The sequence below is a fragment of the Pseudomonas sp. IT-P258 genome, from assembly GCF_949767825.1.
Taxonomy (GTDB): Bacteria; Pseudomonadota; Gammaproteobacteria; order Pseudomonadales; family Pseudomonadaceae; genus Aquipseudomonas; species Aquipseudomonas monachiensis.
In genome coordinates this window covers 294,845-312,090 of sequence record NZ_CATKPU010000098.1, presented here as the reverse complement: position 1 = coordinate 312,090, position 17,246 = coordinate 294,845, and the positions used below count along the sequence as shown (strand labels likewise).

At 60.5% G+C, this 17,246-nt stretch carries 20 protein-coding genes; 14 read left to right on the top strand and 6 right to left on the bottom strand.

Annotated features, from left to right (window positions below):
• Positions 1 to 273: 273 nt before the first annotated feature.
• Positions 274 to 1,161 carry a threonine/homoserine exporter RhtA gene (gene rhtA, locus ACM6G4_RS27420; protein WP_056727035.1) on the top strand — a complete coding sequence of 296 codons (888 nt, stop codon included), beginning with the start codon at positions 274 to 276 and terminating at the stop codon, positions 1,159 to 1,161.
• Between the two features lie 168 nt (positions 1,162 to 1,329).
• Complete coding sequence (locus ACM6G4_RS27415; protein WP_008054256.1) at positions 1,330 to 1,611, top strand: hypothetical protein; 282 nt, start codon at positions 1,330 to 1,332, stop codon at positions 1,609 to 1,611.
• 14 nt (positions 1,612 to 1,625) lie between these two features.
• On the opposite strand, the gene ACM6G4_RS27410 is transcribed toward ACM6G4_RS27415, so the two are convergent.
• Positions 1,626 to 2,186, bottom strand: coding sequence for a TetR/AcrR family transcriptional regulator (locus tag ACM6G4_RS27410; protein WP_223541664.1), 561 nt, complete (start codon positions 2,184 to 2,186; stop codon positions 1,626 to 1,628).
• A gap of 93 nt (positions 2,187 to 2,279) precedes the next feature.
• Here ACM6G4_RS27410 and ACM6G4_RS27405 point away from each other — a divergent pair, with 93 nt between their 5' ends.
• Positions 2,280 to 3,008, top strand: a complete 729-nt coding sequence (locus tag ACM6G4_RS27405) for an SDR family oxidoreductase (RefSeq protein ID WP_414915018.1) — start codon at positions 2,280 to 2,282, stop codon at positions 3,006 to 3,008.
• A gap of 36 nt (positions 3,009 to 3,044) precedes the next feature.
• Positions 3,045 to 3,635: a 2-hydroxychromene-2-carboxylate isomerase gene (locus tag ACM6G4_RS27400; protein WP_056727038.1), complete on the top strand. Its 591-nt coding sequence runs from the start codon at positions 3,045 to 3,047 to the stop codon at positions 3,633 to 3,635.
• Here ACM6G4_RS27400 and ACM6G4_RS27395 read toward each other — a convergent pair.
• Positions 3,632 to 4,630: a zinc-dependent alcohol dehydrogenase family protein gene (locus ACM6G4_RS27395; protein ID WP_414915017.1), complete on the bottom strand. Its 999-nt coding sequence runs from the start codon at positions 4,628 to 4,630 to the stop codon at positions 3,632 to 3,634. The two genes, ACM6G4_RS27400 and ACM6G4_RS27395, sit on opposite strands and share 4 nt — an antisense overlap.
• 104 nt (positions 4,631 to 4,734) lie before the next feature.
• Between ACM6G4_RS27395 and ACM6G4_RS27390 the strand changes: the two genes are divergently transcribed.
• Entirely contained in the window at positions 4,735 to 5,655 is a 921-nt protein-coding gene (locus ACM6G4_RS27390; RefSeq protein ID WP_414915016.1) for a LysR family transcriptional regulator, read from the top strand.
• Positions 5,656 to 5,672: 17 nt separating this feature from the next.
• Here the strand turns inward: ACM6G4_RS27390 and ACM6G4_RS27385 are convergent, their stop codons facing one another.
• From ACM6G4_RS27385 to ACM6G4_RS27370, 4 genes are all read right to left on the bottom strand, one after another.
• Positions 5,673 to 7,481, bottom strand: coding sequence for an aminopeptidase P family protein (locus ACM6G4_RS27385; RefSeq protein ID WP_414915015.1), 1,809 nt, complete (start codon positions 7,479 to 7,481; stop codon positions 5,673 to 5,675).
• Positions 7,482 to 7,546: 65 nt separating this feature from the next.
• Positions 7,547 to 8,704: a cysteine desulfurase family protein gene (locus ACM6G4_RS27380; protein ID WP_409079363.1), complete on the bottom strand. Its 1,158-nt coding sequence runs from the start codon at positions 8,702 to 8,704 to the stop codon at positions 7,547 to 7,549.
• 207 nt (positions 8,705 to 8,911) lie between these two features.
• A complete protein-coding gene (locus tag ACM6G4_RS27375) occupies positions 8,912 to 9,526 on the bottom strand; it encodes a LysE family translocator (RefSeq protein ID WP_414915014.1) in 615 nt (204 codons plus the stop codon).
• 101 nt (positions 9,527 to 9,627) lie between these two features.
• Positions 9,628 to 9,897, bottom strand: coding sequence for a hypothetical protein (locus ACM6G4_RS27370; RefSeq protein ID WP_414915013.1), 270 nt, complete (start codon positions 9,895 to 9,897; stop codon positions 9,628 to 9,630).
• A gap of 291 nt (positions 9,898 to 10,188) precedes the next feature.
• On the opposite strand from ACM6G4_RS27370, the gene ACM6G4_RS27365 reads away from it, so the two are divergent.
• The 9 genes from ACM6G4_RS27365 to ACM6G4_RS27325 all read left to right on the top strand — a co-directional run bounded on the left by ACM6G4_RS27365 (position 10,189) and on the right by ACM6G4_RS27325 (position 17,177).
• Positions 10,189 to 10,647, top strand: a complete 459-nt coding sequence (locus ACM6G4_RS27365) for a VOC family protein (protein WP_414915012.1) — start codon at positions 10,189 to 10,191, stop codon at positions 10,645 to 10,647.
• A gap of 288 nt (positions 10,648 to 10,935) precedes the next feature.
• A complete protein-coding gene (locus tag ACM6G4_RS27360) occupies positions 10,936 to 12,138 on the top strand; it encodes a PepSY-associated TM helix domain-containing protein (protein ID WP_223541670.1) in 1,203 nt (400 codons plus the stop codon).
• Positions 12,135 to 12,677 (top strand): thiamine pyrophosphate-binding protein, encoded by a 543-nt coding sequence (locus ACM6G4_RS27355; RefSeq protein WP_414915011.1) that lies wholly within the window; start codon positions 12,135 to 12,137, stop codon positions 12,675 to 12,677. The genes ACM6G4_RS27360 and ACM6G4_RS27355 overlap by 4 nt, the downstream gene beginning before the upstream one ends.
• Entirely contained in the window at positions 12,674 to 13,003 is a 330-nt protein-coding gene (locus tag ACM6G4_RS27350; protein WP_056727046.1) for a hypothetical protein, read from the top strand. The genes ACM6G4_RS27355 and ACM6G4_RS27350 overlap by 4 nt, the downstream gene beginning before the upstream one ends.
• Positions 13,000 to 13,572, top strand: coding sequence for a DUF6162 family protein (locus ACM6G4_RS27345; protein ID WP_414915010.1), 573 nt, complete (start codon positions 13,000 to 13,002; stop codon positions 13,570 to 13,572). Before ACM6G4_RS27350 ends, ACM6G4_RS27345 begins: the two co-directional genes overlap by 4 nt.
• Before the next feature lie 34 nt (positions 13,573 to 13,606).
• Entirely contained in the window at positions 13,607 to 14,533 is a 927-nt protein-coding gene (locus tag ACM6G4_RS27340) for a metal ABC transporter substrate-binding protein (RefSeq protein WP_414915009.1), read from the top strand.
• Complete coding sequence (locus ACM6G4_RS27335; RefSeq protein WP_056727049.1) at positions 14,530 to 15,375, top strand: metal ABC transporter ATP-binding protein; 846 nt, start codon at positions 14,530 to 14,532, stop codon at positions 15,373 to 15,375. The genes ACM6G4_RS27340 and ACM6G4_RS27335 overlap by 4 nt, the downstream gene beginning before the upstream one ends.
• A complete protein-coding gene (locus ACM6G4_RS27330) occupies positions 15,375 to 16,274 on the top strand; it encodes a metal ABC transporter permease (protein ID WP_056727050.1) in 900 nt (299 codons plus the stop codon). The genes ACM6G4_RS27335 and ACM6G4_RS27330 overlap by 1 nt, the downstream gene beginning before the upstream one ends.
• Positions 16,275 to 17,177: a metal ABC transporter substrate-binding protein gene (locus ACM6G4_RS27325; RefSeq protein WP_414915008.1), complete on the top strand. Its 903-nt coding sequence runs from the start codon at positions 16,275 to 16,277 to the stop codon at positions 17,175 to 17,177.
• The last annotated feature ends 69 nt before the right edge of the window (positions 17,178 to 17,246 follow it).

Here is a 17,246-nt window from a genome sequence, read left to right as displayed (position 1 = left end):
TTTTCAACTTCCTTTCGGCTTCGATGAACTGAAGCAACCTGCTGTCGAAAACTGCGTAACTCTTTGTTTATCAAGGAGTTTTCCGTTTCGACTGCGCCGGAAGTGGGGCGAATTATAGGCCTCCAGAATCTGCCGTCAAGCACTGATTCGAGTTTCTACCGATATGTGCAAAAACACTGCTTATATATAGACGCGCCTGCAGGGAATGCGCAGTATATTGCCCAACACAAATAGAAATACCCTTGATACCTATATTTCGGACGACGCCACGCAATGAATGACCAGCCTCGCAGCCTAGCCTCCACCCTGTTCTCGGTTGGGCTGCTGCTCATAGCCATGGCGTCGATCCAGTCCGGAGCTTCCCTGGCCAAAAGCATGTTCTCGGTTGTCGGCCCTCAGGGGACGACAACATTACGACTGATTTTTGCCAGTGTGATCATGATGCTGATACTGCGTCCATGGCGGGCCAAACTCACCGCCAGGTCCCTGCGCACCGTCATCGTCTACGGGATGGCGCTGGGCGGCATGAACTTCCTCTTCTATATGTCGCTGCAAACCGTCCCGCTGGGCATCGCGGTTGCACTTGAATTCACCGGCCCACTGGCGGTGGCGATCTACGCCTCGCGTCGCGCGATCGACTTCTTATGGATCGCCCTGGCTGCCGTCGGCTTACTGTTACTGATACCGACGGGAGAAGCGACCGCCGGCATCGATCTGGTAGGTGCGGGTTATGCCTTGGGTGCCGGAGTCTGCTGGGCACTGTACATTTTGTTCGGGCAAAAAGCCGGGGCCGACAATGGCGTGCAAACCGCCGCGCTGGGCGTAATGATCGCTGCGCTCTTCGTAGCCCCCATCGGTATTGTCCATGCCGGTTCCGCTCTGCTGACTCCATCTTTGATCCCTGTGGCCCTCGGCGTCGCCATCTTGTCCACCGCTCTCCCCTACACCCTGGAGATGGTCGCCCTGACCCGTATGCCGGCCAGAACCTTCGGCACACTGATGAGTATCGAGCCTGCCTTCGGCGCGCTATCTGGCTTGCTGTTCCTTCATGAATACCTCTCGTTGTCACAATGGATGGCAATCATGTGCATCATTCTGGCATCTGTCGGTGCAACCATGACCATGAGCTCTGCCACCAGGCCAGCAGTAGCGGCAGATTGAAAGCAGATATGACACGGCTCTGGTATTTGCCGCTCAATTAGGCCATGTTTAGCCCGCACCCCAGAGTCATGCCATGGACCATTTCAGATAGGGATATCGGTACGCGTCAAGCGAAAGCGAATGCAGCCAGACCCGGGCACAAGATCCGGGGACGCTATAAGGACAGTAATGAAACGATTTTTGATACTGGTCGCCGTACTTGCAATTGCGGGCTGCGCAGCGACCTCGGAAACTCAGATCAAGCACGGTAAGAAAGGGCTACACATCAACTGTTCCGGACTGTCTTCATCCTGGGACAAGTGCTACGCCAGCGCAGCCAACTCCTGCGCCCCCAAGGGATACAAGGTCATCGCCAAATCGGGAGATGCCGTGGAAGAGCCCGGCGATTATCCGTTTGGTCTCAATCCTGCGGGTTATACCAGCCGCAGCATGATTGTCATCTGCAAATAGACAGGGCCGTCGCCTCAGGTTCTCGGACTTGCGATCTGACGGCCGATTTCCTCGTAGCTGGACTTCAGCACAGTGCGCTGGATATCAGGGCTAGCCAGCATGCGCGCTACCACCAGCGCGCCAATACATTGCGACAGAATCGCCCACGCCAGGCTGTCGCTTTGCAGAACACCCGCCCAACGTTCCTGAAGCCGACAAATCCAGTGCTCGGCCTGTTGACGGACCATCAGGTCGGATCGGGCAATTTCCGCCCCCAATGCCGGCAATGCACAACCGGTCTCCGGATTCTCGACGTGAGACATACTCAGGTACTGTTTCAAACAACGCTCAAGCTTGTCACGGTCCTGTCCCTCCCCCAGTCGCGTCAGGCTTTGCCCCAACTCACGCTCGACGATGCTGGCGAACAACTCGTCTTTCGACGAGAAATGGCTATAGAAGGCGCCGCCACTCAAGCCAATCGCTTTCATCAGGCCGTCCACGCCGACCGTTGAAAATCCAGACTTCTTGGCCGATACCGCACTGCTTTCCAGCAGCCTTTGCCTGGTTTCCAGCTTGTGACTGGCCGAATAACGCATTGCCCTTCTCCCTAAATTGCTCGCCTTGACGTCTGTCGAATCATAGCATAACGTTCGTTTAGTTAACGATCGTTTACCAAAAGGGATCTACCCATGAATAACAAGAAGGTCGTACTGGTCGTCGGTGCAGGTGATTCCACGGGCGGCGCCATTGCCAAGCGTTTTGCCCAGGAGGGTTTTGTCGCCTGCGTCACCCGCCGCAGTGCGGACAAGCTCCAGCCACTGGTGGATGCCATCAAGGCCGACGGTGGCGAGGCCCACGGTTTCGCCTGCGATGCCCGCAAGGAAGATGATGTGGTAGCACTGGTCGAGCAGATCGAAAACGAGATCGGTCCCATCGAGGCATTTGTCTTCAACATCGGCGCCAATGTACCGTGCAGCATTCTCGAAGAAACCGCCCGCAAGTATTTCAAGATCTGGGAAATGGCCTGTTTTTCCGGTTTTCTCAATGCCCGTGAAGTGGCCAAACGCATGGCCAAGCGCCAGCGAGGCACGATCCTGTTCACCGGTGCCACTGCAGGCCTGCGTGGAGCAGCCGGGTTCGCCGCATTTGCCGGCGCCAAGCACGGCATTCGAGCACTGGCGCAAAGCATGGCCCGAGAGCTCGGCCCGATGAACATTCACGTTGCCCATGTCGTCGTCGACGGCGCCATCGATACCGACTTCATCCGCGACAGCTTCCCCGAGAAATACGCGACCAAGGATCAGGACGGCATTCTCGACCCCGAACACATCGCCGAGAATTACTGGTACCTGCACAGCCAGCCCCGCGACGCCTGGACTTTCGAACTGGACCTGCGCCCCTGGAGCGAACGCTGGTAAGCCCTCCCCCACAACAATAAGCAGAGCGCATCGAACATGAGCAAAACCGTGGAATTCCTTTTTGACCTGGGCAGCCCCACCACTTACCTGGCCTATACCCAGCTACCGACAATCTGTGAGCAAACCGACAGCCAACTGATCTACATCCCGATCCTGCTCGGCGGCGTGTTCAAGGCCACCGGCAACGCCTCCCCGGCGACCATTCCTGCCAAGGGCCGCCACATGATTCAGGACCTCGACCGTTATGCCCGGCGCTACGGCGTACCACTGAAGTTCAATCCGCATTTCCCGATCAACACCCTGATGCTGATGCGTGCCGTGACCGGCATTCAGTTGCACCACCCCGAGCGTTTTGTCGCCTTCATTGACTGCCTGTTCAACGCCCTGTGGGTCGACGGCCGCAACCTCAATGACCCGGCCACCGTGGCGGCGGTGCTGAGCGACAACGGTTTCGATCCCAACGAGGTGCTGGCACTGACCGCCGACGAAACAGTCAAGGCAACGCTCAAGGACAACACCGAGAAAGCGGTGCAGCGCGGCGTATTCGGCGTACCAAGCATGTTTGTCGATGACCAGCTGTATTTCGGCCAGGATCGACTGGACTTCGTGCTCGAAGCCCTGATTTAAATCTCGACCACCAACCGCCCCTTTGCCTCTCCTGACAAGAGCAGTACATGGGCGGCTTCTGCGGATTCCAGCGTGAACGAGTGCGGGTCAAGCAACGGCGCGAGCTTGCCCGCCTCAATCAACCGCGCCGCCTCGTGCAGAATCTCGCCGTGATGCTCACGCCCCTTGCCGGTCAGGAGCGGCAGCAAAGTGAAGACACCGGAGTATGTCGCTCCCCGAAAGGAAAGCGGTGCCAGGCTGTGCTGACCCCACCCCAGGCAACTGAGCACATGGCCGTGATACATCCGTGCCGCCTTGAATGACGCATCCAGCGTTTCACCCCCCACTGTGTCATAAACAATGTCGAAGCCCTCACCGGCCGTATGCTCAGCCATATAGTCTTCAACCGAAGACTTGCGGTAATCGATAAACGTCGCGCCGAACCCTTCGATAATCGACTGCTGCCCGGCAGAGCCCGTAGCAAAAACTTCTGCGCCAAAAGCGCGGGCGATTTGCACCGCGACATGGCCAACACCACCGGCACCACCATGGATCAATACCTTTTGCCCGGACCGAACGCGAGCCCGGTCGACCAGACCTTCCCAAGCGGTGATCAGCACCAGCGGCAAACCGGCAGCCTCACGCATGCTCAAGTTGTGTGGTTTGCGAGCCAACAGTCGCGCGTCGACCACCGCGTACTCGGCCAATGAACCTTGAATACCGCCAATACCAGTGGCCATCGCATACACGTCATCTCCCGGCAGCCAGCCGCTGACGCCCTCCCCCAACGCCGCTACGGTTCCGGCCAGATCCATCCCCACTATCGCCGGCAATGGTTGAGCCGCATGGGTCGCCTGCCCGGAGCGGATTTTGCCGTCCAGCGGATTGACACCGCTGGCCCTGATCCTGACCAGTACCTGCCCCGCCTGCGGCACGGGCCGTGCAATGGAAACCAGACGTAACGGCGCATTGGCCGAGTCAACCATCAGAGCGCGCATATTCAGTAAGTCAGTCATTTCGCCATGTCCCATCAGTAGTGAATGCAGGACTGATTTTGTCTTGCTCAATTCATGCCGATAAGACGCCATGCCGCTATAGTGATCATTCCATTACGGCATCAATGAGCGATCCCGTGGACAAACTCAATGCAATGGCGATTTTCGTGCGGGTGGTCGAACGGGGCAGTTTTTCCGCCGTTGCCCGGGAGTTGCAGACCAGCCAGCCGACCATCAGCAAAGTGTTGCAAGCACTGGAAGCCCGATTGGGCGGAAAGCTGATTACCCGCAGTACCCGCAAGTTGTCCCTGACGGACGAAGGTCAGCGGTACTACAACGAATGCAGACTCATCCTCGTCGCCGTGGACGCGGCGGAACATAGCTTTCAATCCGGTCGGGAAAGGGCCGCCGGACCGTTGAAAATCGGCTCGTCGGTCAGTTTCGGACGCTTGCAGATCGCCCCCCGCTTGCCGGACTTTCTCAAACACTACCCTGACGTACAGATCGACCTGCAACTGAGCGATCAAAACCAGGATCTGGTCAGCGAAGGGCTGGACGTGACGTTCAGGATCGGAGCCCTGAACGACAGTGGCCTGATTGCTCGCCTTGTCGGCAATACCCACCGTGTCACCGTCGCATCACCTGACTACCTCAGGCAAAACGGTCAACCGCAAACACCGGAGGAACTGGGCAGGCACAACTGCCTGATGTTCAACCTGTTGAGCAGTCAAAACCTGTGGCTGTACACAAAAGACACCCAACGCCACGAAGTGCGGATCAAGGGCAATGCGCAGAGCAACAATTCCGAGGCGATCCGCGAAATGGTGCTGGGGGGATTGGGGATTGCACTGTCACCGATATGGCTATTCAGCGAGGACCTGAGCGCCGGCCGGGTGAGCGCGATTTTGCAGGACTACAGTACGTTGTCGCTGCCAATTTATGCCGTATCCCCGGCGAATCGTCGCCAATCCGCCAGGGTCAAAGCCTTTGTCGACTATATGGCTCAGGCGCTGGATAAAGCGCCTGAGCTGCACATAAACAAATAGCTATAGCAGCAAACCGATCAGATAGCCGCAGTACGAGTGTTCAGCCACTCAAGTGCAGCACCTTCGACCAACGGACTCAGGCGCTCGCGCACTTCGGTGTGGTAGGCGTTGAACCACTGCTTTTCCTCGTCCGACAGCAGAGAGATTTCCAGGCAGCGAGTATCGATCGGGCACAGGGTCAGGGTTTCGAACTTGAGGAACTCGCCGAATTCGCTTTTGCCTGCCTCACGGTTCATCGCCAGGTTTTCGATCCGCACACCCCAACGACCCGGACGATAGGTGCCCGGTTCAATGGACGTGATCATGCCGGGTTGCATAGCGGTTTGCGGTGCAGGTGCGGCCTGATAAGCGATGACTTGCGGACCTTCGTGGACGTTCAGGAAGTAACCGACGCCATGACCGGTGCCGTGACCGTAGTCGACACTTTCCGCCCAGATGGGCGCACGGGCGATGGCATCGAGCAGCGGTGACAGGATGCCTTTCGGGAACTGCGCGCGGGACAATGCAATCACGCCCTTGAGCACACGGGTGCAATCGCGCTTTTGCTCATCGGTCGGCGTGCCCACCGCAACCATGCGCGTGATGTCGGTGGTACCGCCCAGGTACTGGCCGCCGGAGTCGATCAGCAACAGGCCGTCCCCTTCGATCACCGCGTGTTCTTCTTCGGTGGCATGGTAGTGCGGCATCGCGCCATTGGCGTTGAACGCGGCAATGGTGTTGAAACTCAGCGACACATAATCCGGACGGCGCTCACGGGCGGCGGTGAGTTTTTCGTCAATGGTCAGTTCGGTAATGCGCTCGCGCCCCAGCGCCGAGTCCAGCCAGGCGAAGAATTCGCACAGCGCTGCGCCGTCCTGCTCCATGGCCTGACGGATGTGTTCGGCATCGGCCAGGCTCTTTTGCGATTTGGCCAGGGTAGTCGGGTTCAGGCCTTCGATCAGCTTCACCCCGCTGTCGAGGTTATCCAGCAACCCCGCTGTGACCCGCGCCGGGTCGACCTGCACGCTCGCGCCGCTCGGCACGGCACGCAGTGCAGCAGCGACTTCGCTGTAATCGCGCAAGGTCACACCGTCCTGTTCGAGGATGGCACGCAGCTCGGCGCTGACTTTGCTCAAGGCGACAAACAGCGTGGCCTGTTGCTGATTGATCAAGGCGAAAGAAACAAACACCGGGTTGAACGACACGTCGCCACCGCGCAGGTTAAACAGCCAGGCGATGTCATCGAGGGTGGCGATGAAATGCCAGTCGGCACCCCGCGCCTGAAGGGTTTCACGCAGTTTGGCAAGTTTTTCGCCACGGCTGACGGTCGCCTGTGGAGGCAAGTGCTGATAGATCGGTTCGTCCGGCAGCCCTGGACGGTCGGTCCAGACACCGCTCAGCAGGTCGATGTCGGTGCGCAGGCGAGCGCCGCGCTCTTCAAGCCTGGAGCCCAAGGTCCGTGCCGATGCCACGGCCATGACCGCGCCATCGACCGCGACAACGCCCCCCTCGGGGGTTTGCTCGGCCAGCCACTCCAGTGGCCCGGGCTGACCCGGTTGCAGCTTGACCAGTTCAATGCCGCTGCCCTTGAGTTCCTTGGTCGCCTGCTCCCAATAACGGCTGTCGGCCCAGACGCCGGCAAAGTCCGGGGTCACGATCAGGGTGCCGACCGAACCATGGAAACCCGACAACCACTGGCGCCCCTGCCAGTAACCCGGCAAGTATTCGGACAAGTGCGGGTCGGCCGACGGCACCAGCAAGGCGTGAATGCCCTCCCGGCTCATCAGTTCGCGGGTTTGCGCCAGGCGCTGGGGCACCGATCCATTGATCGAAAGCTGCGTATTCATCGTGTCTCCTGCTAACCACGTCATCATTATTGTTGAGTGCCGATCAACGTCGGCGCTTCGTTGCCCTATTGCCAGAAAGCCGGAGCACTGACGCAGGCTGCCTTGATCAGTTGAACCGCCTGGTCGATGTCCTGCTCGGTGGTGAAACGCCCGAGGCTCAAGCGGATGGTGCGACTGGCGGAGCGGGCATCGTGCCCCAGGGCCAGCAGTACATGGGATGGGGTATTGCTCGCGGAATTGCAGGCCGAGGTCGCGGAAAACGCGATCGAGGCCAGTAACGCCGCCGGGTTGAACTCGCCCTCGTCGAAGGTCAGGCTCAAGGTATGGGGAATACGCCGGGTCGGGCTGCCGTTGAGACGTATGCCGGGAATGCTCCGCAATTGCTCGAGCAAGCGTTCACGCAAGCGCACGATGGTAGCTTTCTCTTCATCGAACGCAGCCGCTGCCAGTGCAAAGGCCGCGCCCATGGCCACGATCTGATGGGTCGCCAGCGTGCCGGAGCGTAAACCGCCCTCATGCCCGCCGCCATGGATCTGCGCCTGCAAACGCTGTTGTGCACGCGGACCGACGTACAACGCGCCGATGCCCTTGGGGCCGTAGAGCTTGTGCGCGGAAAACGACATCAGGTCCACCGGCCACTGCGCGAGATCGATCGCCACTTTGCCCGCGCCCTGTGCGGCGTCGACATGGAACAACGCCCCGCGATCACGCACGACCTGACCGATGGCGGGAATGTCGTTCAGGGTGCCCAGTTCGTTGTTGACCAGCATCAGCGACACCAGGAAGGTGTCCTCGCGCATGGCTTCGCTGACCGCTTGCGCCGTGATCAGGCCCTCGGCGTCCGGCACCAGGTAGGTCACCGCGACTCCGGCCTCCTGCAGTTGCCGGGCGGTATCGAGAATGGCCTTGTGTTCGATCTGGCTGGTGATGATATGGCCGCCGCCAGTGCCGCGGGCCTGGGTCACGCCTTTGAGCGCGAGATTGTTGGATTCGGTGGCGCCGGAGGTCCAGACGATCTGCCCGGGCGTCGCGCCGACCAGTTCGGCGACCTGGCGTCGCGCCTGTTCGACCGATTGCCGGGCCTGCTGGCCGAAGACGTGGGAGCTGGAGGCCGGGTTGCCGAAATTGCCGGTAAAACCCAGACACTCGACCATCACCTTGATGACCCGCTCATCCACCGGCGTGGTGGCGGCGTAATCGAAATACAACGGACGTTTATTCATAAAAAGACTCGCAGAGCGTGTTCCGGGATCAGGAAGCTCGTGACTGCAAACGGCAAAGCGCAGCCTTGTGAGCTGCGCGCTGTTTTCAGAACGCTACCAATACCTGATCGGATGCCGTTAAAGAAGAATTACTTCATTTAAAAGTGCGTAGGAACGCTCCTGAAAAGTCAGCTTAACAGGCATCGGGCAACCGGTTGAAGCAATGCGTCAGCTAAAGCTTTCAAGCAACAGCGGATACAGCGAACCCACGAGCAGCGCGGCCATGCCCCAATTGAACAGGCGCAACCAGCGACGATCCTTCAGAACATTGCGCAACAGCGTGCCGCACGCGGCCCAGACACCGACACTCGGCAGGTTGATGATCGCAAAGACGGCCGCGATCACGATCACATTCGTGAAATAACCCTGCATCGGCGTGTAGGTGCTGATGGCGCCAATGGCCATGATCCAAGCCTTGGGATTGACCCACTGGAACGCGGCGGCGCCCAGATAGCTGATCGGTTTCGCCTCGCCCTGCTGATTCTCCGACATGGGTCCGGAATGGGCGATTTTCCACGCCAGATAAAGTAAATACGCCGCCCCCGCATAACGCAGCACGGTGTAGAGCAAAGGGTAAGTCTGGAACACCGCGCCAAGGCCAAAGCCGACCGCCACCACCAGTACAAAGAAGCCACAAGTGATGCCGAGCATGTGCGGAATCGTGCGGTTGAAGCCGAAGTTCACCCCGGAGGCCAGCAACATGGTGTTGTTCGGGCCGGGTGTGATCGAGGTAACGAGGGCAAACAGGGCGAAGCCCAGCAGCAGGTCGAGAGAGAGCGTCATGGGTGGCAGTCCGTCAGGGTCGGTCAGGTATTGACCCTATCGCACCCCTTGGGCGAAACCCATGGACAGTTGCGCGAAACTTGGAGCAGTACAGTTTTGCCTCAGCTTGGACGACCGTGAAGCTGTACAGACCGCTCGGCGTTCATTTCACCGTGGTTGTCGAAGTTGAACGACTTTTGCGGCTGGCCGAGCAGTTCGGCTTTTTTCGCGTGGTATTCGTCGAAGGACAACCCACGGCGGTTCAGCGCCTCCAGTGCCAGTTCCTTGCTTTCTTCAGCCGTGTAAGGCCGAAGCTCAGGGGAAACATGGCTGGCACATCCGGCGAGTACGGAGACAGCGAGCATCAGCAAAGCAGCAATCATCGGTTTCATTTCTGGCGTCCTGGCGACTGGGTTCGAAGCAATGAACACAGGCTACCCGCGCCTCCCGGACAGCAGAAATCAACGCTTTCAATAGTGGCTATCAAGAAATGGCGATCATTGTCGATGTGCCGGGAGAACGCGGGCCGGACGCGCACTGGTTGGAGCCGACTTGATGGCAATTGTGTGGCGCTGCTGCTCGTCGGGCACTCGGTGGGTGCGAAAGAGGCTGGCCTATATTTATTCGGTCGTACAACGACACAGGTACTTTCCATTCACAAAACAACAACAGGGAGATCCATCATGAGCGTCAAACCCATTCCAGAGGGGTATCACAGCGTCACCCCCTATCTGGGCATCAACAAAGCCGCCGAAGCCATCGCTTTCTACAAAAAAGCCTTCGGCGCCATTGAAATCATGCGCCTGGACACGCCCGATGGCGGTGTCGGCCACGCGGAACTGCGCATCGGCGATTGCCCGATCATGTTGGGCACACCGTGTGATCAGGGGCCGCTGAGCAACCCGGACAATTCGCCGTCCGTGGGTCTGCATTTGTATGTGACAGATGTCGACAAGTCCTACAAACAGGCGATCGATGCCGGTGCAACCGTTGTATCGGAGGTCAAGGATCAGTTTTACGGCGACCGTTCAGGGACCTTGAAGGATCCCTACGGGCACCTGTGGTTCCTGGCCACGCACAAGGAAGACCTGACCCAGGAGCAGATCGAGCAACGGGCCAAGGAGATGTTCGCCCAGAGTTGAAATCCCTGGTGATGGAGCGGGCCTCTTCGCGAGCAGGCTCGCTCCCACAAGGGCCCCGCCTTCAGCAGCACCGCCGACTTGCTGATCACTTGCGCAAGCAAGCCCGCCCACAGCCGTCGGCAATGAGAAACATTTTCTTTCATTTCCCCTTTCGGGATTTCCCCTGCTCATCCGTCCTACATAGATGCAGTCCTTTCGCGTAGGCAAAAGCCACGACTGGACCTTCAGGGCGCTCATCCCTGCGAAGCCCGCAGCCGAGCCGCCTCTCATCCAGCCAAGACCTCCAACATGTCAAAGAAGTCCCGTTCAAAGATCTGGTTCCTGGTCCATAGCTGGCTGGCATTGCCGATCTGGTTTTTCGTGCTGATCGTCTGTGTAACCGGCACCCTGGCCGTCATCAGCCAGGAGATCGTCTGGCTGGCCAACCCGCCAATGCGCGCCAGCCAACCCTCGGACGATGCTCCGCTGCTCAGCTACCAGCAGGTCATCGAGGCCATCAACAAGGCCGAACCGCAGACCGTAGTGCAGAGCATCAGCCGTCCCGACGAGTCGCACTTCGCCCTGGATGTCGAAGTCAGCTACCCCGACGGGCGCTCGGTGGTGATTTATGTCAATCCGTACAGCGGCGTGATCCAGGGTGTCGCGCCGCAGTTCAACTTCCGCGCCTTCACCCGGGCGCTGCACGGCTGGTGGCTGGTGCCTTTTACCAATGGCTACAGTTGGGGCTGGTACCTGGTGTCGTTTCTTGGCCTGCCGTTGCTGGCTTCGCTGGTCACGGGACTGGTGGTTTACAAACGCTTCTGGAAAGGCTTCTTCCGTCCGACCCTGCGCATTCGTCATGGCGCGCGAATTTTCTGGGGCGACTTTCATCGCTTGAGCGGCATCTGGTCGATCTGGTTCATCGCGGTGATTTCCGTCACCGGCACCTGGTTCCTGATCCAGGCATTGCTGTTCGATAACCAGATTTCCATTTCCACGGAAAAGATCATCCCGGCGATGTCCCGCGAAGCGGTGCCGCTGTCAGCCGATGGCTCGCCCCCGCCGCGTATCGACCTTGACCGTGCGGTTGAAATCGCCACACAGAAAATTTCCGGACTGGAGGCCAGTTTCGTCAGCCTGCCGGGCAATGCCTACAGCCACTTGGATGTCGGTGGGCGCGGTTGGTATCCGTTGATGTTCCAGACCGCCACGATCAACCCGTACAACGGCGAAATCGCCGCCTCGCGCCTGATTTCGGACCGCTCGGCCCTGGAGTTCGTCACCGAGTCCATGCGCCCGCTGCACACCGGCGACTTCGGCGGACTGTGGATCAAGCTGATCTGGGCATTCTTCGGCCTGCTGCTGAGCATGATGGTGCTCAGCGGTCTGCTGATCTGGACCAGGCGCACGGCGCTGGCCACGGCCAATGCCTTCAAACGCAGCAACAAAAAACAACGCGACACCGCGGCGCAACCGGCCACGAACCACGAAGTGTCGGAGGTCGAACTGTGAGCAAAGACATTGCAGCCCCGCAACCTTCGCGCCTGAGCCTGTTCTGGCACAAATGGCGCTTTCACCTGAACGTCCTGTTGTTGCTGATTCCACTCGGCTTCATGCCCAAGTACTTCGCCGACGAGGCATTGATGCGCGGCGACAGCGGCCTTGGCGAACGGGAAGTCGGCGAAGTCCGGATCGGCCCCTGGAGCTTGCGCCTGGCTGAATTGCGCAATTCAGCCCCGATGCTCGAAGGCCCCGCCGGCTACATGAAGGGTTTCAACGCAGCACTGTGCGAGGCCTGTATCGACCAGGTCAAGGCCACTTACCTGCGCATCGGCAAGCCCCGCAGCCTGCGCGCCGCCGGGGTGATTTTCTTCGGCACGCCCTACCGCATGGGCGCTTCGCTGCCCGTCCCGGAAAAGACCAGGGCCGACGCCGAACTGTGGATCACCATGGAAGGCTGGGACGGCGCCATGCATCAGGCATCCATTCCTTTGAGCCAGGCCTCCCCCGCCACCATCGCCTGGTTGAACAAACAAGGAGGCAAACCATGATCAACCCTCTTCGCCCGCTCAACGCCATGTTGCTGGTGCTCTGCGCCGGCTTCAGCGCCAGCGCCCTGGCCCACAACCCGATGTGCGAGTGCAAGGCCATCGACGCGGAGCAGATCAAGTGCACCGGCGGTTTTTCCGACGGCAGCGGTGCTCCGGGTGTGACCCTCGATGTGATCGGCTACGACGAAACCATTCTGGTGCCGGGCAAGCTCGGGCCTGATTCGACCCTGACCTTCAAGAAGCCCGGCGCCGAATTCTATGTGCTGTTCGATGCCGGCCCCGGTCACGTCGTGGAAATCGACCAAGCGGACATCGAGGCACCATGAGCACTCCAACGACCCAAGTCGTGCGCCCGGCCGGGGCCGGTCACGAAACCCTCTACGTTCTGTTGCTGTGCCTGATGATCCTGGCGGTGGCCGGCTCGGTGGTGCTCTGGCGCGGCGAATCCCATGAGGTAAGCAGTGTCAGCAGCCATCAACTGGATGCGCGCCGTGACCTCAGTGCATCCGAGCAAGGTATCTACGCCGATCTGCGGGTGACGCTGGACGAGATCCAGCTGCTGCGCCAGGAGCAGCAAACGTTGCCGACACCCGAAGTGCTGGCCGAGGAAGGGTTTGCCCCGTTTGCCCGGGACGCCAGCGCCGTCAGTCGGGGCGGCCATGCCTGGCAATTGCTCGACGCCAAGGCCTATTTCGGCCAGAGCCAGGCGCCGACGGTCGCCGGCTCATTCCTGATGCGCCTGGCCGTAGCCAATGATGCACCGGACATCTGGCTCAACCGCGCCAGCAAGCTCACGGCACCAGCCGACCTCAGCGACGCCGCGCTCGAAAGCGCTGGCTGGCAGCAAATCGTCGCGCAATTCGATGTCGGCGTGACCCGCCAGCACCAGCACTGAACCCTCGCCTTTTTCCGAGAGAAGACCGCTTTCCATGCCCAATTCATCTCACCGTTGTTTTTTACGCCTGCTGCTGGTCGGCTTGCTCGCCTGCCTGCTGCCCTCACTGGCCAGCGCTGATGAAGCCAAGCGTCTGCGCATCGGCATCACCCTGCATCCCTACTACAGCTACGTGGCGAACATCGTCGGCGACAAGGCCGAAGTGGTGCCGCTGATTCCGGCCGGTTTCAACCCGCATGCCTACGAGCCCCGCGCCGAAGACATCAAGCGCATCAGCGGGCTGGACGTGATCGTGCTCAACGGCGTAGGTCATGACGATTTCGCCGACCGCATGATCGCCGCCAGCGAAACCCCAAGGGTCCCGGTGATCGAAGCCAACGAAAACGTACCGCTGCTGGCCGCCACCGGCGTGGCCGCTCGCGGTGCCGGCAAAGTGGTGAACCCGCACACCTTCCTGTCGATCAGCGCCTCGATTGCCCAGGTCAACAACATCGCCCGGGAGCTGAGCAAGCTCGATCCGGTCAATGCCAAGACCTATACCGAAAATGCCCGCGCCTACGGCAAGCGCTTGCGCAAGATGCGCGCCGACGCCCTGGCCAAACTGACCCAGGCACCGAGCGCCGAACTGCGGGTGGCCACGGTGCACGCGGCCTACGACTACCTGCTGCGTGAGTTCGGCCTCGAAGTGACAGCTGTGGTCGAGCCGGCCCACGGTATCGAGCCAAGCCCGAGCCAGCTGAAAAAAACCATCGATCAACTGCGTGAGCTGGACGTAAAGGTGATCTTCTCGGAGATGGACTTCCCTTCCACTTACGTCGACACCATCCAGCGTGAATCCGGGGTGAAGCTGTATCCGCTGTCGCACATCTCCTACGGTGAATACAGCGCCGACAAGTACGAAAAGGAAATGACCGGCAACCTCGACACCGTGGTGCGGGCGATTCAGGAGTCCGGCCAATGACATCGAAAGAAACCATTCTGGCCGATGCAGAATCCCCGGTAGGAGCGAGCCTGCTCGCGAAGGCGTCCGGCCATGCAACATCATCACTGAATGACACACCGCAATCGCGAGCAAGCTCGCTCCCACAGGTTCTCGGACCGACCGTGGATTTTGCTGACGTCTGCCTGACCCTTGGCCGCACGACGATCCTCGACCAGGTGACCTTCAAGGTCCGCCCCGGCAGTGTGCACGCACTGGTCGGCCCCAATGGCGGCGGCAAGAGTTCGCTGATCAAGACCCTGCTCGGGCAGATGCCCCACCAGGGCCGCTTGAGCCTGCAATGGCCCGCTGAACCAGGGACCATCGGCTATGTGCCACAGGCGTTGGAGTTCGACCGGGGCTTGCCGATGACCGTCGACGATTTCATGGCCGCCATGTGCCAGCGTCGCCCGGCCTTTCTCGGCTTGAGCAAACACTACGCGGCGGCGATTGGCGAGGCGCTGGAGCGGGTCGGCATGCAGGACAAACGCAAGCGCCGCATGGGCGCGCTGTCCGGCGGCGAACGGCAACGGGTGTTGCTGGCCCAGGGGCTGATTCCGCCTCCGCAATTGCTGGTGCTCGACGAACCCATGTCGGCCCTCGATGAGGCCGGCATCCGGGTGTTCGAACGTTTGCTCGGCGACTGGCGAGCGGCGGGCATCACCGTGCTGTGGATCGAGCACGACCTGGAAGCGGTCGGGCGCCTGGCCGATCACGTCACCGGGCTCAATCGCCGGGTGCTGTTCGACGCCACGCCGCAACAGGCGCTGACACCAGAGCGTCTGTTGACCCTGTTCTCGACCCACCCACGGAGCCTTGCCTGATGAGTTACGAAGCTTTTCGCCTGATGGTCCAGGGCTGGGCGTCGTCGGGTTATCTGCCCGAGGCGCTGGCCTATGGGTTCGTGGTCAACGCCTTGATCGCCGGGCTGCTGATCGGCCCGGTGCTGGGAGGCCTGGGCACGCTGGTGGTGGTCAAGCGCTTCGCGTTTTTCTCCGAGGCGGTCGGTCATGCTGCGCTCACTGGCGTGGCCATTGGCATCCTGCTCGGCGAACCCTACACCGGGCCTTACGGCAGCCTGTTCGGCTACTGCCTGCTGTTCGGCATACTGCTCAATTACCTGCGCAACCGCACCGGCCTGGCGCCAGACACCTTGATCGGTGTGTTTCTGTCGGTGTCGCTCGCCCTGGGCGCGAGCCTGCTGCTGATTCTGGCGGGCAAGATCAACGTGCACATTCTGGAAAACGTACTGTTCGGTTCGGTGCTGACGGTCAACGGCAATGACCTGCTGGTGCTGGCCATCGTCGGTTCGCTGGTCATGGCCCTGGCCTTGCCGTTGTACAACCGCATCATGCTCGCCAGTTTCAATCCGCAGCTGGCGGCGGTACGCGGGGTGGCGGTGAAAACCCTGGATTATCTGTTCGTGATTCTGGTGACGCTGATCACCGTCGCCGCCGTGAAGGTCATCGGCGCGATTCTGGTGGGCGCCCTGCTGGTGATTCCGGCCGCCGCGGCACGCCTGCTCAGCCAATCGCTGAAGGGCTTTTTCTGGTGTTCGGTGCTGATCGCCACGGTCAGCACGCTGTGCGGGATTCTCGCGCCGATCGTCTTTGACCTGCCGATCCCTTCCGGTGCCGCGATCATCCTCGTGGCCGGTATCGCCTTCGCCCTGGCCGCCCTCGCGCGCGGCGTCGTCCCCAGCCTGAAAGGGAACCTTGGATAAATGACTTTTTCACTGCGCCAACTGACCCTCGCCGTCGCCCTGTGTGGACTGGCGACAACGACCAGCGCCGCCGACAACGGTAAACCGCTGCGCGTGCTGGCCTCCTTGCCGATTACCTATGGCCTGGGCGAAGCCTTGCTCAAGGGCACCGATGTCAGCCTCGAACGCGCGGCCCCGGCCAACCTGCCCGGCAGCCGCCAGACCGCCTACTTCACCGGCCGTGGCGCCCCGGCACTGGCCAGGCTGGCGGACGATGCCGATGCGGTGATCGGCCTGCGTTCACTGTGGCCGGATGACCCGCTGTACCCGGTCTCCCGGCGCAGCAATATCCGCATCGTCGAAGTCGACGCCGCCCGCCCGGTGGACGGCGCCCTGCCCGGCATAGCCGTACAGCCCGACAACAAGGTCGACGGGCTGAACAGTCAGCCGTGGTTCTCCAGCAATAACATGGGACGCATGGCCGATGTGATGGCGGCGGACCTGGTACGCCTGGCTCCCGAGGCCAAGCCGAAAATCGACGCCAACCTGGCAGCGCTCAAGCAGCGTTTGCTCAAGCTCAGTGCCGACAGCGAAGCGCGGCTGGCCAATGCGGACAACTTGAGTGTGATGAGCCTCAGCGATCACTTCGGCTACCTGATCGGCAGTCTCAATCTGGAATTGATCGGCCAGGACACACGCGCCGATGCCGAGTGGACACCCGAAGCGCTCACGCAATTGGCCACGACGCTCAAGGACAATGACGTGGCGGTGGTGCTGCATCACCGGCAGCCGTCGGATGCACTCAAAGCGGTGATTGCCGGGTCGGGTAGCCGGTTGGTGGTGTTGAGCACCGATGCCGAGGATCCGGTGGCGGAGCTGGAAGGGAATGTGGATCTGGTCATCAAGGGCCTTAGTGGCGTGTAACCTCGGTTGGACCGCGTTATCGTTCTTCGCGAGCAAGTCGAATCGTCGCACCGCCGCTCCCACAGGGCA